The sequence below is a fragment of the Streptomyces sp. LX-29 genome (assembly GCF_029541745.1).
Classification (GTDB): Bacteria; Actinomycetota; Actinomycetes; order Streptomycetales; family Streptomycetaceae; genus Streptomyces.
On sequence record NZ_CP089746.1, the window covers coordinates 4,515,704 to 4,529,344 of the forward strand.

Consider the following 13,641-nt stretch of genomic DNA (forward strand, 5'->3'; position numbering starts at 1 on the left):
GGCGGTGCGGCCCCTTCGATCCATCCGACCCTTGTCAGTCCCCGGCCAGAACCCCACGCAACCGGCCCAGCCCCCAGTCCAGATCCTCCTTGCTGATCACCAGCGGCGGGGCGATGCGGATCGTGGAGCCGTGGGTGTCCTTCACCAGCACGCCGCGGTCCATGAGCTTCTCGGAGATCTCGCGACCGGTGCCGTGCGCCGGGTCGATGTCGATGCCGGCCCACAGACCGCGGCCGCGCACCTCGCGCACCGGGCCGCCACCGGCCAACAGACCCAGCTCGCTGTGGAGGTGGTCGCCCAGCTCGGTGGCTCGCTGCTGGTACTCGCCGGTGCGCAGCATCGCGATCACCTCCAGGGCGACCGCGCAGGCGAGCGGGTTGCCGCCGAAGGTGGATCCGTGCTCGCCTGGGCGGTAGACGCCCAACACCTCCGCGGAGGAGACCACCGCGGAGACCGGGACCACGCCGCCGCCCAGCGCCTTGCCCAGGACGTAGACGTCGGGCACCACGCCCTCGTGCTCGCAGGCGAAGGTGGTCCCGGTGCGGCCGAGTCCGGACTGGATCTCGTCGGCGATGAAGAGCGTGCCGCGGGCCCGGGTCAGCTCCCGTACGCCGGCGAGGTAGCCCGGCGGCGGCACCAGCACGCCCGCCTCGCCCTGGATCGGCTCCAGCAGCACGGCCACCGTGTGCTCGTCGACGGCCGCGTCCAGCGCCGCCAGATCGCCGTACGGGACGATCTCGAAGCCGGGGGTGTACGGCCCGTAGTCCGCGCGGGCCTCGGGGTCGGTGGAGAAGCTGACGATGGTGGTGGTGCGGCCGTGGAAGTTGTTCTCGGCCACGACGATCTTCGCCTTGCCGTCCGGCACGCCCTTGACGCGGTAGCCCCACTTGCGCGCGGTCTTGACGGCCGTCTCGATGGCCTCCGCGCCGGTGTTCATGGGCAGCACCATCTCCATGCCGCACAGGTCGGCCAGTTCGGTGCAGAACTCCGCGAAGCGGTCGTGGTGGAACGCGCGCGAGGTGAGGGTGACCCGGTCCAGCTGGGCCTTGGCGGCGTCGAGCAGCCGGCGGTTGCGATGGCCGAAGTTCAGCGCCGAGTAGCCGGCGAGCATGTCGAGGTAGCGGCGGCCCTCGACGTCGGTCATCCACGCGCCCTCCGCGGACGCGACGACGACGGGCAGCGGGTGGTAGTTGTGCGCGCTGTGGGCCTCGGCGGCTGCGATCGCGCGTTCCGTGGACGTCAACGTGTGCTCCGTTCGGTGTCGGGGCCGGTTGATGTCTCATTTCTATCGTCGCTCGGTTGAAATGCGAAGGGAACTTTCGGGGATGGCCGATCACCGCTTGTTGACCTTCCGGGGTAGCGGGGCGGCCGTCCACCGCCGATCGTGGCGCGATCCGCCCGCCGTAGACTGAAGCCGCGCGCCGTGACTGGCGAACGTGGAACCGACCACGAGGAAGCGGCGCGCGGCCTGACCCGTCACGAGGTGCCCGGCCCGCCCCCAGACTCCGTCCGGGGGTAGCCCCGGACACCCGAGGATCACGACCGCCACGAGGTGCCGCCCGCCTGGGCACCCCGGGAACACGACCGGAAACGCACACGCAAGCGCACGCCGCACCGATCGATCGCCCCGGAGGACCGTCATGAGCCTGCCGCTGTCCCATCCCGCCCTGTCCGCCACGGATCCCGAACTCGCCGCCCTGGTGGGCGCGGAGGAGCAGTTGCAGGCGCGGACCCTGCGGCTGATCCCGAGCGAGAACTACGTCTCGACCGCGGTGCTGGAAGCCGCCGGGACCGTGCTCCAGAACAAGTACAGCGAGGGGTATTCCGGCCGCCGCTACTACGAGGGCCAGCAGGTCATCGACCAGGTCGAGACGCTCGCCGTGGAGCGCGCCAAGGCCCTCTTCGGCACCGGCCACGCCAATGTGCAGCCCTATTCGGGCTCGCCCGCCAACCTCGCCTGTTACCTGGCCTTCGCCCAGCCCGGCGAGACCGTGATGGGGATGTCGCTGCCGATGGGCGGCCATCTCACCCACGGCTGGGGGGTGTCCGCCACCGGCAAGTGGTTCCACGGCGTGCAGTACGGGGTGCGCAAGGACACCGGCGTCATCGACTTCGACGAGGTGCGGGAGCTGGCGCTCAAGGAGCGGCCCAAGCTGATCTTCTGCGGCGGCACCGCGGTCCCCCGCACCATCGACTTCGCCGCCTTCGGCGAGATCGCCCGCGAGGTGGACGCCGTCCTCGTCGCCGACATCGCGCACATCGCCGGCCTGATCGCGGGCGGCGCGCACCCCTCCCCGATGCCGCACGCCGATGTGATCTCCACGACCACCCACAAGACGCTGCGCGGGCCGCGCGGCGCGATGCTGCTGGCGCGCGAGCCCGAGCGGCTCGGAAAGGCCCTGGACAAGGCGGTCTTCCCCGGCCTCCAGGGCGGTCCGCACAACCAGACCACCGCCGCCATCGCCGTGGCCCTGCACGAGGCGGCGCAGCCCGCCTTCCGGGAGTACGCGCGGGCCGTGGTCCGTAACGCCGGGGCACTGGCCGAGGAGCTGCTGGCGCGCGGCTACGACCTGGTCTCCGGCGGCACCGACAACCACCTGATCCTGATCGACCTGACCTCCAAGGACGTCGCCGGCAAGGTCGCGGCCAAGGCGCTGGACCGGGCCGGGATCGTGGTGAACTACAACACCGTGCCGTTCGACCCGCGCAAGCCCTTCGACCCCTCGGGCATCCGCATCGGCACCCCCTCGTTGACCTCCCGCGGTCTCACCGTGGAGCACATGCGCACGGTCGCCGAGTGGATCGACCGCGGGGTGACGGCCGCGAAGTCGGGCGACGAGGCGGCGCTGGCCGCGATCCGCGCCGAGGTCGCCGAGCTGATGGCCGCCTACCCGGCCCCGGGGCTCCCCACCGACTGAGCGCCGGCAGGCCGCCGTCCGGAGCCCGTCGGCGGCCCGGCGAGGGCGCGGATCGGAAGCCGATCAGGACCGATCCCGAGTCGATCCGGAGCCGGTCAGGAGTCGATCCGACTCCTGACCGGCTCCGGCCAGCCGCCCGGCCGGTACCGGCCGTTCCGCGCGGGGTCGGTCCGAGCCGGCCGCGGCACCTGCGAGAATGGGTGCCATGGCCCTCGACCGTCCCCGTGCGCTCTCCGGTATCCAGCCCACCGCAGGCTCTTTCCACCTCGGGAATTACCTCGGTGCCATCCGGCAGTACGTCGCGCTCCAGGAGTCCCACGACGCGTTCTACATGGTCGTGGACCTGCACGCGATCACCGTGCCGCAGGACCCCGAGGAGCTGCGCGCCAACACCCGCGTGGCCGCGGCCCAGCTGCTGGCCGCCGGTCTCGACCCGGAGCGCTGCACCCTGTTCATCCAGAGCCATGTGCCCGAGCACGCGCAGCTCGGCTGGTTGATGAACTGCCTGGCCGGCTTCGGCGAGGCGTCGCGCATGACGCAGTTCAAGGACAAGTCCGCGAAGCAGGGCGCCGACCGCACCACGGTCGGGCTGTTCACCTACCCGATCCTCCAGGTCGCCGACATCCTGCTCTACCAGGCCAACCACGTGCCGGTGGGCGAGGACCAGCGGCAGCACATCGAGCTGACCCGGGACCTGGCCGAGCGCTTCAACACCCGCTTCGGCGACACCTTCACGATCCCGAACCCGTACATCGTGAAGGAGACGGGCAAGATCTACGACCTTCAGGACCCGGCGATCAAGATGAGCAAGTCGGCGTCCACGCCGAAGGGCATCATCAACCTCCTGGACGAGCCGAAGGTCTCCGCCAAGAAGGTCAAGAGCGCGGTCACCGACACCGAGACGGAGATCCGTTTCGACGAGGAGGCCAAGCCCGGGGTCAGCAACCTGCTGACGATCTACGCGACCCTCACCGGTACCACCATCGCCGACCTCGAGCGCACGTACGAGGGCAAGGGGTATGGCGCGCTCAAGACCGACCTGGCCGACGTCCTGGTCGAGTGGGTGACGCCGTTCCGGGCCCGCACCCAGGAATATCTGGACGACCCCGAGACGCTGGACGGAGTCCTGGCCAAGGGCGCGGAGAAGGCGCGCGCCGTGGCCGGCGAGACGCTGGCGCTGGCGTACGACAGGATGGGATTCCTGCCGGCGAAGCACTGACCGCGCCCGCCAGCCGGGAAGGCCGGCAAAGCTACCGAAGCTACCGCACGGAGGTGTCCCGCGTCAGGGGTCCTTGGACCCTGGTGCGCGGGACCGACGGAAGTAGCCGCGAGGGCGGCGCAGCCGCCACACTGGCACACGACTGGCATGCTGGACATGGCAGTGGCCGGGGCCCGGCAGGGCCAGGAGGGAGAACGCAGTGGGGACCGTAACGCTCGGCGTTTCGATCGCGGTCCCGGAGCCGTACGGCAGCTTCCTCCAGGAGCGGCGTGCCGGCTTCGGGGACCCGGCAGCCCTCGGCATTCCCACCCACGTCACCCTGCTGCCGCCGACCGAGGTCGACTCCGCGGCGCTGCCGGCGATCCAGGACCACCTGGCCGAGGTGGCGGCCGCGAGCCATGCCTTCCCGATGCGGCTGGAGGGCACCGACTCCTTCCGTCCGCTCTCGCCGGTGGTCTTCGTCAAGATCGTCGAGGGCGCGGACGGGTGCGCGGCGCTCCAGGAGCGGGTCCGCGCGCTGCACGGGCCGTGCGCCCGAGAGCTCCAGTTCCCGTACCACCCGCATGTGACCGTGGCGCACGGCATCGACGAGGAGTCGATGGACCGGGCGCAGGCGGAGCTGAAGGACTTCGAGGCGTCCTGGTCCATCGACGGCTTCGCGCTGTACGAGCAGGGCGCGGACGGCGTGTGGCGCCTGGAGCGCGAGTTTCCGTTCGGGGCGGTCGAGGGGCCGGCGACGCCGCCGGGCGTCCCCCGCCAGGTGAACCTGTCGCGTCCCCCCGCCCCGTCCCTCTAACGGGCGGGGCGGGGCCCGTCCGGCCCTCGGGAGCCGATCGGGCCGGCGCCCGTCCCACGGGCTCCGTGGCCGGGCTCAGCCCGGGATGCGGCGGAAGACCGAGCGCGGCACATGCCGCAGGGCCGTCATCAGCGGGCGCAGCGCGGCCGGCGCCCAGACCGTGTGCGCACGGCGGCGCAGCCCCAGCTCGATGGCGGCGGCGACCGCCTCCGGGGTGCTGGCCAACGGCGCGGCGGCGCGGCCGGCGGTCATCTTGGTGCGCACGAAGCCGGGGCGCACCACCATGACGTGGACCCCGCTGTCGTGCAGCGCGTCACCCAGCCCCTGGGCGAAGGCGTCCAGGCCGGCCTTGCTGGACCCGTAGATGAAGTTCGCCCGGCGGGCCCGCTCGGCGGCCACGGAGGACAGCACCACGAGCGAGCCGTGCCCCTGACGGCGCAGCGCCTGGGCGCAGACCAGCGCGGAGGAGACCCCGCCGGTGTAGTTGGTCTGGGCGACGCGGACCGCGGCCAGCGGGTCGTGCTCGTCGTGCTGCTGATCGCCGAGGACGCCGAAGGCCAGCAGCACCATGTCGATGTCGCCCTCGGTGAAGACCTTGCCCAGGGTGGCCTCGTGCGACTCGTGGTCGAGGGCGTCGAAGGGGATCGTGCGGGCGTCCGTGTCGCCGATCTGCCGCAGCGCCTCGGCCGCCTCGTCCAGCGCGGCCGAGGGGCGGCCCGCCAGCCACACCGTGCGGGTGCGGCGGGAGATCAGCCGGCGCGCGGTGGCCAGGGCGATCTCGGAGGTGCCGCCGAGGATCAGCAGCGACTGCGGGGCGCCGAAGGCGTCTTTCATGGCGGGGCTCCAGTTCGGGGGTGTTCGCGTTCGGGGGTCACAGCGCCAGTCGGCGGGCCAGGTCCGAGGTGAGGACCCCGTCCGGGTCGAGGGAGCGGCGCAGCGCGCGGAAGTCCGCGAGCCTCGGGTACATCGCGGCGAGCAGCTCGGGCCGCAGCCGCGCGTCCTTGGCCAGATAGACCCGGCCGCCGGCCGTCGCCACCTGCTCGTCGAGCTCGTCGAGGAAGCGGCCCAGGCCCGGCAGGGTCGCCGGGAGGTCCAGCGCCAGGGTCCAGCCGGCGGTCGGGAAGGAGAGCCAGCCCGGGTCGCCGGCGCCGAAGCGCTTGAGGACGGCCAGGAAGGAGGGGCAACGGCGGCAGGCGATGGCCGCGACGATGCGGCGCAGCGTCTCCTCCTGCCCGTAGCCGACGACGAACTGGTACTGGACGAAGCCCCCCGGCCCGTAGATCCGGTTCCAGTGCGGCAGGCCGTCCAGCGGGTGGAAGAAGGCCGGGATGGTCTGGAGCGCGCCGGTGTGCAGTGCGGGCGCCTTGCGGTACCAGACCTCGTTGAAGAGGCCGACCGTGGTGCGGGTGAGCAGCCCGCCCGGCAGATGCCGGGGCGCGGCCGGCAGCCGCACCGGCCGGAACGCCAGCGGCCGCCCGGGGCGGCGGACGCGTGGCGGCAGCGCGTCCAGCGGGGCGTGGTCGCCCCGGGTGAGCACCGCGCGCCCGGTGGCGGCGCCGCGCGCCAGCAGGTCGATCCAGGCCACGGAGTAGCGGTAGCGGTGGTCGGTGGCGGCGAGCCGGGCCATCAGGTCGTCCAGGTCGGTCGCCCGCTCGGTGTCCACCGTCATCAGCGAGGTCTCCACCGGCAGCAGTCCGATGGTGGCGCGGAGCACCACCCCGGTGAGCCCCATGCCGCCGGCCGTGGCGTGGAACAGCTCGTCCTCGGGGGTGAGGGTGCGGGTGGTGCCGTCGGCGGTGAGGAGCTCCATGGCCCGTACGTGCCGGGTGAAGGAGCCCGAGACGTGGTGGTTCTTGCCGTGGATGTCGGCGGCGATCGCGCCGCCCACCGTCACCTGGCGGGTGCCGGGGGAGACCGGCACGAACCAGCCCAGCGGCAGCAGCACCTCCATCAGCCGGTGCAGGCTCGTCCCCGCGTCGCACACCACCTCGCCGCGCTCGGCGTCGATCGAGCGGATCCGGTCCAGCCCGGTCATGTCCAGCACGGTGCCGCCCGCGTTCTGCGCCGCGTCGCCGTACGAGCGGCCGAGCCCGCGCGCGATCCCGCCGCGCCGTCCGGCCGCCTCGCGCACCGCCCGGGCGACCTCCTCGTACGAGCGGGGGCGCACGACGTGCGCGGCGGCGGTGGGGGCGGTGCGGCCCCAGCCGGTGACCGCGGTGACAGGTGGCATGCCGGTGACCGTAGCGCCCGAAAGATGCTGTGTGTGGTGAAACGCACCTGTCTCGGCGAAAAGGGTGATAAACGGAGTGTCGGATAAGAATCTCGCGATGTACCGACGTCCGGCGGGGAGAGTCGAGGAGGACGCGTCCGTGACTCCGCGACGGAGAGGTGAGCCGGGTGTCACCCATCGCATCGCACGAGCCCGAGCGCCCACCGCCGCCGGTGCCGCCGGTGCCGCCGGACGACGGCCCCGAGCCCAACCGGGAGCGCCGCCCGCCTGAGGGCGGGCCGCACGGCAGCGGTCCGCCTGGCGGCGGGGCGTCGGGGGGCGACCTGCGCGGTAGCGGTCTGCCTGGCGGCGGGCTGTCGGGGGACGGCCTGCGCGGCAACGGTCCGCCCCGCGGCGGGCCGACGGGGGGCGGCCCGGCTTGGGGTGATCTGCCTGAGGGTGGCTCGGGTGGTCCGTCCGGGGACGGCTCGCGCGGGGGCGGTCTGCGCGGGGGTGATCCGGCGGAGAGCGGTTCGGCTGGGGACGATTCGCGCGGTCTGCCCGGCGGCGGTCCGGTGGTAGGCGGCCCGGCTTGGGGTGATCTGCCTGAGGGTGGCTCGGGTGGTCCCTCCGGGGACGGCTCGCGCGGGGGCGGTCTGCCTGGCGGTGGTCCGGCGGAGGGTGGCCTGCGCGGCAGCGGTCTGCCTGGCGGCGGGCCGTCAGGGGGTGGGCCGGCCTGGGGTGATCTGCCTGAGGGTGGCTCGGGTGGTCCGTCCGGGGACAGCTCGTGCGGGGGCGGTCTGCACGGCGGTGGTCAAGCGGAGGGCGGTCCGTCCGGGGACGGCTCGCCCGGTAGCGGTCTGCCCGGCGGCGATCCGGCGGAGTGCGGTCCGTCCGGGGGCGGCTCGCGCGGGGGCGGTCTGCCCGGCGGCGGCCTGCCCGAGGACGGTGCGACCAGGGATGGCTCGTCCGGAAGCAGTCTGCCCGAGGGCGGCCTGGCCGGGGGCGGCGTGACCGGGGATGGAGGGCCCGGTGGGGATCCGTCAGAGAGTGGACTGACCGGGCGTGGCCTCGCCGCGCGGCGTGCCACGCCTCGGTGGCGTGCCGTGGGCGGGGCCGCGCTGGCCGATCGGCGTCGGCGGGCCGACCGTCGGTTGCTGCTGGCGCTGCGGGACCGGGGCGCGGACCCGCGGGTGGCCGCGGCCACCCGCGTGCTGTCCTGGGCCGGCGAGCACGCGGCGCTCTGGCTGGTCACCGGGGTGATCGGCGCCGCCCGGGCGCACGCGGCCGGCGACGCCCGGCTGCGCGCCCGCTGGCTGCGCGGCACGGCGCTGGTGGCCACCGCCCACCTGACGAGCATGGCGGCCAAGCGGGTGGTGCGCCGCCCCCGCCCCGACCTTCCCGGCCGCCCCCCGCTCGTCCGCACCGCCGCCGCGCACTCCTTCCCCAGCTCCCACGCGGCCTCCGCGACCGCGGCGGCGATCGCCTTCGCCCCGCTCTCCGGATCCCCCGCGGACCCGCTCCCCGACTCGGTCGCCGGCCGGCCCGTCGCCCCGCTCTCCGGCCGGTTCTCCGGGGCGCGGTGGCTCCCGGCCGTCGCGGCCGCCATGTGCGCCTCCCGCCTGGTCGCGGGGGTGCACTACCCGACCGACGTCGCCGCGGGCGCCCTCCTGGGCGCCCTGACCGTGCGGCTGGGTCGGACCCCGCCACGCCCGGGGGCTCGGGACGTCCGCCCCCGAACGCCCGCGGTGGGCCGCGCGGCGGCCCGGGGGCGGGGGGCCTCCGGCGCGTCGCGCGCGGTGGTGCGGCGTATGACGGGTCGGGGGAGGGGGCGTCATGGCTGATCGGGGGCGTGGGCGGGGCACGTTGCTGGAGGAGCCGCCGGAGCCGCCCTCCTCGCTCGGGGTGGACGCAGGGGTCGGGCGGCCGGGGCGTCTGCTGGGCCTGCTCCGGACCGCCCGCCCCCGCCAGTGGGTCAAGAACGTGCTGGTCGTGGCCGCGCCGGCGGCGGCCGGAGAGCTGATCTCGGCGCATGTGGCGCTCCGGCTCGCGCTGGTGTTCGCGCTGTTCACGGCCGCCGCTTCCGCCGTCTATCTGATCAATGACGCGCTGGACGCCGAGGCCGACCGGGCGCACCCCGAGAAGTGCCGCCGCCCGGTCGCCGCCGGTCAGGTGCCGGTGTCGCTGGCGTACGCCGTGGGCGGGGCGTTGGCGCTGGCGGTGCCCGTCGTCGCGGCCGTGACCTGCAACGCGGCCACGGCGGGGCTGCTGCTCGCGTACGTCGTCATGCAGTTGGCCTACTGCGTGTCGCTCAAGCACGTCCTCGTCGTGGACCTGGTCGTCGTCACCACCGGGTTCCTGATGCGGGCCATGGTGGGAGGGGTGGCGCTCGGCATCCCGCTCTCCCGCTGGTTCCTGATCACCACCGGCTTCGGCGCGCTGTTCATGGTGGCCGCCAAGCGCTACAGCGAGGCGCTGCTGATGGCCCGGAAGGTGTCCCCGGGCGGCCGCGGCGCCTCGCGGGCGCTGCTGCGCGAGTACACCACCGGCTATCTGTGCTTCGTGTGGCAGCTCGCGGCCGGCGTCGCCGTCCTCGCGTACTGCCTGTGGGCGCTGGAGGCCGGCGCCGGCGCTGAGGACCTGCTGCCCTGGCGCCAGTTGTCCATGATCCCGTTCATTCTCGCGGTGTTGCGCTACGCGGTCTTCGCGGATCGCGGCACCGCCGGGGCCCCGGAGGACGTGGTGCTGCGCGACCGCCCGCTGGCCGTGATCGCGTTGGCGTGGCTGGGGCTGTACGGCCTGGCGGTGACCGGGCTATGACAGTGCCGCCCCCGCCCCCACCACCGTCGTCCCTGCCGCCATCGCCGCCACCGCCGCCATCGCCGCTGTCTCCGGCAGCGGAGCAGCCGGTGCCGCCACCGTCGTCGTCCCTGCCACCGCCGTCGTCGCCGCCTTCGACGGGGCCGAGGTCGCTGGCGCGGGCGCGTGCCCTGCTGCCGGAGCTGGTGGGGTTCGCGGCCGCCGGGGCGGCGGCCTATGTGGTCGACGTGGTGCTCTTCGTCTGGTTGCGTGGGCCGGGTGGGCTGGGCCCGCTCCCGGCCAAGGCGCTGTCCTTCGTGGCGGCGTGCTCGGTGGCGTACGCCGGGAACGCGGCGGGCACCTACCGCCGGCGCGCCCCGGCCGGCGCCCACGCCACCCGTCGGGCGGCGCGGTTCGCGGTCTTCTGCGGCATCAACGCGGCGGGCGCCGCGGTGCAACTGCTGTGCCTGGTGGTGTCCCACTACGGGCTGGGGCTGACCTCCGCCCGCGCGGACGCCGTGTCAGGGGCGGGCGTGGGCATGGCGCTCGCCACCTGTCTGCGCTTCTGGGGGACTCGGACGTTGGTCTTCCGGGTGCGCCCGGGGCCGGGCGAGGTCGGTCGGCGGGACACATGAACGCCGAAGCGGCGGTAAGGGGCTGACTCATGGACTGGCTGAAGAGAGTCCCCGGGATCGGCCCGGCCGTCACCCGGGTGATGCGCACCCACGCGTGGCGTTCGTACGAGGTCCTGGACCGGGTGCACTGGACCCGGCTGGCGGCCGCGATCACCTTCATCAGCTTCCTGGCGCTGTTCCCGCTGATCACCGTGGGCGCGGCGATCGGCGCGGCGGTGCTCAGCGAGGAGCGCATGCACCGGCTGGAGGCCGAGCTCGCCGAGCAGGTCCCCGGCATCTCGGGCCAACTGGACCTGAGCGGGTTGGTGGACAACGCCGCGACGGTCGGCATCGTCGCGGGCGCCCTGCTGCTGCTCGCCGGCATCAGCTGGGTCGGCTCGCTGCGCGAGTGCCTACGGGCCGTGTGGGAGCTGGACGAGGACGACGAGAACCCCGTGCTGCGCAGGCTCAAGGACGCCGGCATCCTGGTCGGCCTCGGCGGGGTCGCCCTCGCCTCCTTCACGGTGTCCGCCTTCACCGTCACCGCCGTCGACTGGTCCGCCGAACAGATGGGCGTCGACAAGGGCGGCTGGGGCGCCTGGCTGCTCCGGCTGGCCGCCTTCGTGGCGGCGGTGGCAGCCGACTTCCTGATGATGCTCTACGCCCTCACCCTGCTCCCCGGCGTCCAGCCGCCCCGCCGCGACCTCCTCCAGGCCGCCCTGATCGGCGCCGTCGGCTTCGAACTGCTCAAGCTGCTGCTCAGCGGCTATCTGCGCGACGTCGCCGCCAAGAGCATGTACGGCGCCTTCGGCGTCCCCATCGCCCTCCTCCTTTGGATCAACTTCACGGCGAAGCTCACCCTCTACTGCGCGGCGTGGACCACGGTGCGACGCAAGTACGACGTACGGTGATAAAGGTGACGCAAGGGACGTCTCAAGCCTCGGGTGGTGCACATGAGTGACATCCTCACGCGATTCCTGGCCTCGCTGTCCGACGACAGCCGCGAGAAGGTGCTCCAGCAGTCCGCCGAGCGCCAGGAGGAGCTGGCGGAGAGCTGGGAGAACCGGGCGGAGGAGCAGGGCGAGGACATCCTCGACGAACTCGACCCCGCGTTGGCCGCCCACCAGGCGGCCGAGGAGATCGTCCGTGAGGCGCTGTGACGCCTCACGGACGATGAGCAGGGCGGGTCAGTCGCCCGCGCGGCGGAACGCGGCGTCGGCGTGGCGGAACGTGGCGTCGGCGCGGCCGCCGTTCACTTGGGCGCCTGCCGCCAGTCGTTGGGGTCGATGCGCTCGGTCCACACCATACGTTCCTTGATGTCCCGGGCCGGCCCGTTCTCGTGGTTCAGCGCCTCCTGGCTCTTGCTGTAGCCGGGGAGGAACGACTCCATGTCGGTGTCGTTCTTCAGCTCGTACTGGACGACGATGGAGCCGTCGGGCTCCTGGCTCTTGACCGAGTAGTACACGTCGTAGGAGCCGAGCAGCGACTCCGCCTCGTTGGTCTTGCCGCCCCACAGGTTGTCGACGCCCGAGAGGCCCGTCATGTCCTTGACGTACTTCAAGCCGAGCGCGGGCTTCGACAGCTCGGACAGCGAGTGCTTCACGTGGCCCTCGCCCTCCCCCTTGTACCAGGCGGTGAGGGTGTCGTCCCGGATCTTCGCCATGCTCGGGCTCTGGCGCAGCTGCTCGATGAACTTGTCGTGCTGCGAGAAGTGCAGCACCTTGTCGCCGCTGCCGGTGAGCCAGTCGCCCGCCAGGCCGCGCGGGGTCTGCTTGTTGGGGGACGGATAGGGGTCCAGCCCCTTCATGTCCCGCCCCAGCGCGTCATAGCGGTCGACGTCGATGTCGGCCGTGCTGTTGATGTCCGTGCGGAGCTTGTCGGTGTTGAACCACTGGTCGAGCCCGATGTTCTGCATCAGGGTGATCGACAGGTTCTGGTCGGCCTGGAACGCCACGCGGAGCAGGTCGCCCAGCTCGTCCGACGCGTCCTTGATCTTCTTGTTCAGTTCCTGGAGGGACTTCTCGTCCTTGGCCTTCTCGGAGGTCGTCACCTCCAGCGTCCCGTCGTCCTTCTCCTTGACGGTCAGCCCCTGAGTGGCGAATCGTTTCACCGCCTCGTTGAGGTTCTTCTGGGCGGCCTTCAGCTCACCGACCCCGTCCACCATGGCCTTCTTGACCGCCTCGACCACCTTGGCGGCCGCCGTGATCTGCCGTTGGATGTCGTCGATCTGCGCCCAGGCGTACGGGGCGGCCGCGCCCTCCCAGTACCCCTTGTCCTTCAGCGGCTTGAGCACGTCGTCGCGGACGTCGTCGTCCAGGTTCTTGATCCCGTCGTACACCTCCTGCCACTTGGTGGCGAGGGTGTCCAGCGGGCCGAAGTCCGCTTCCCGGAAGCGGGTGTAGAAGCTGTCCTTCGCCATCAACGGCTCCAGCGCTCGTCGAGGAAGGGGGACTGCGGCTGTTGTGCCAGCGGCGGGTTCTGGTACTGCGGCAGCAGCGGGCTGTACGGCTGCTTGAGGCGGTTGAAGACGTCCTTGGTGCTCTGGTTCCGCTGGTGGTAGCTGTTGGCCGCCGCGATCAGACTCTCGGAGATGTAGGCGAGCCAGGCGGTCACCGTGCCCGCCTGGCGCTCCCAGTTCTTGTTGGAGGCCGTCAGCGCGGAGGCGATCTGGAGGCCCTCCACGCCCCGGGCGGCCTTCTTCGTCGGCTCCTCCAACGCGGCCGCCTGCTTGCTGAGCTTGTCGAACACCCCGTCAGCCTTGAGGGCGGCGCCCCGGAGCACCCCTTCCTCGATCTTGAGGTTGGGTGCCACCGGGCCGTGGACGCCCGGCGGCAGGCTGCGCGGGGGCAGCGGTGGGGCGCCGGGCAGGTAGGCGTTCGGCTGGTACGGCTGCGCCGCGCCCGGCGCCGGCACCGACCACTCGTTCAGCGTCGGCTTGCGCTCGGGCGGCAGCGGCAGCCCGCCGTAGCCGATCGGGTTGTCCGGCTTGGGCAGGTCGTCGCTGGTTCGCGGATTGTTGGTACTCACTCGTGCCGTCCCCCGTGTGCTCTGCGGATCCCTGGCGGATCTTTAACGCCACGAGGTTA

12 protein-coding genes and 1 pseudogene are annotated in these 13,641 nt (G+C 72.8%); 8 read left to right on the forward strand and 5 right to left on the reverse strand.

Going from position 1 to position 13,641, the window contains the following annotated elements; translation table 11 throughout:
• Nucleotides 1-34: 34 nt before the first annotated feature.
• Complete coding sequence (gene rocD, locus LRS74_RS19465) at nt 35-1,243, reverse strand: ornithine--oxo-acid transaminase (RefSeq protein ID WP_277742195.1); 1,209 nt, start codon at nt 1,241-1,243, stop codon at nt 35-37.
• 397 nt (nt 1,244-1,640) lie between these two features.
• On the opposite strand from rocD, the gene glyA reads away from it, so the two are divergent.
• From glyA to LRS74_RS19480, 3 genes are all read left to right on the forward strand, one after another.
• Entirely contained in the window at nt 1,641-2,918 is a 1,278-nt protein-coding gene (glyA, locus tag LRS74_RS19470; RefSeq protein WP_144385380.1) for a serine hydroxymethyltransferase, read from the forward strand.
• Nucleotides 2,919-3,123: 205 nt separating this feature from the next.
• Nucleotides 3,124-4,137: a tryptophan--tRNA ligase gene (gene trpS / locus LRS74_RS19475; protein ID WP_277742196.1), complete on the forward strand. Its 1,014-nt coding sequence runs from the start codon at nt 3,124-3,126 to the stop codon at nt 4,135-4,137.
• 199 nt (nt 4,138-4,336) lie between these two features.
• On the forward strand, nt 4,337-4,933 hold the full coding sequence (locus tag LRS74_RS19480) for a 2'-5' RNA ligase family protein (RefSeq protein WP_277742197.1): 597 nt from the start codon (nt 4,337-4,339) through the stop codon (nt 4,931-4,933).
• A gap of 75 nt (nt 4,934-5,008) precedes the next feature.
• On the opposite strand, the gene LRS74_RS19485 is transcribed toward LRS74_RS19480, so the two are convergent.
• Nucleotides 5,009-5,767, reverse strand: coding sequence for a decaprenylphospho-beta-D-erythro-pentofuranosid-2-ulose 2-reductase (locus LRS74_RS19485; RefSeq protein ID WP_277742198.1), 759 nt, complete (start codon nt 5,765-5,767; stop codon nt 5,009-5,011).
• A 37-nt stretch (nt 5,768-5,804) separates the two neighbouring features.
• On the reverse strand, nt 5,805-7,163 hold the full coding sequence (locus LRS74_RS19490; RefSeq protein ID WP_277742199.1) for an FAD-binding oxidoreductase: 1,359 nt from the start codon (nt 7,161-7,163) through the stop codon (nt 5,805-5,807).
• Between the two features lie 1,100 nt (nt 7,164-8,263).
• Between LRS74_RS19490 and LRS74_RS19495 the strand changes: the two are divergent.
• The 5 genes and pseudogenes from LRS74_RS19495 to LRS74_RS19515 form a co-directional block, all read left to right on the forward strand.
• Nucleotides 8,264-8,839 (forward strand): annotated as a pseudogene (locus LRS74_RS19495) (phosphatase PAP2 family protein); the annotation flags it as partial.
• A 139-nt stretch (nt 8,840-8,978) separates the two neighbouring features.
• Complete coding sequence (locus tag LRS74_RS19500) at nt 8,979-9,962, forward strand: decaprenyl-phosphate phosphoribosyltransferase (RefSeq protein WP_277742200.1); 984 nt, start codon at nt 8,979-8,981, stop codon at nt 9,960-9,962.
• A 152-nt stretch (nt 9,963-10,114) separates the two neighbouring features.
• Nucleotides 10,115-10,576: a GtrA family protein gene (locus LRS74_RS19505; RefSeq protein WP_277744832.1), complete on the forward strand. Its 462-nt coding sequence runs from the start codon at nt 10,115-10,117 to the stop codon at nt 10,574-10,576.
• A 29-nt stretch (nt 10,577-10,605) separates the two neighbouring features.
• Nucleotides 10,606-11,466, forward strand: coding sequence for a YihY/virulence factor BrkB family protein (locus LRS74_RS19510; protein ID WP_277742201.1), 861 nt, complete (start codon nt 10,606-10,608; stop codon nt 11,464-11,466).
• Between the two features lie 42 nt (nt 11,467-11,508).
• Complete coding sequence (locus tag LRS74_RS19515; RefSeq protein ID WP_144385390.1) at nt 11,509-11,715, forward strand: hypothetical protein; 207 nt, start codon at nt 11,509-11,511, stop codon at nt 11,713-11,715.
• A 92-nt stretch (nt 11,716-11,807) separates the two neighbouring features.
• Here LRS74_RS19515 and LRS74_RS19520 read toward each other — a convergent pair whose 3' ends face one another.
• Both LRS74_RS19520 and LRS74_RS19525 read right to left on the reverse strand, forming a co-directional pair.
• Nucleotides 11,808-12,974, reverse strand: a complete 1,167-nt coding sequence (locus LRS74_RS19520; protein WP_277742202.1) for a hypothetical protein — start codon at nt 12,972-12,974, stop codon at nt 11,808-11,810.
• Nucleotides 12,974-13,582 carry a hypothetical protein gene (locus LRS74_RS19525; protein WP_277742203.1) on the reverse strand — a complete coding sequence of 203 codons (609 nt, stop codon included), beginning with the start codon at nt 13,580-13,582 and terminating at the stop codon, nt 12,974-12,976. The genes LRS74_RS19520 and LRS74_RS19525 overlap by 1 nt, the downstream gene beginning before the upstream one ends.
• Nucleotides 13,583-13,641 lie beyond the last annotated feature (59 nt).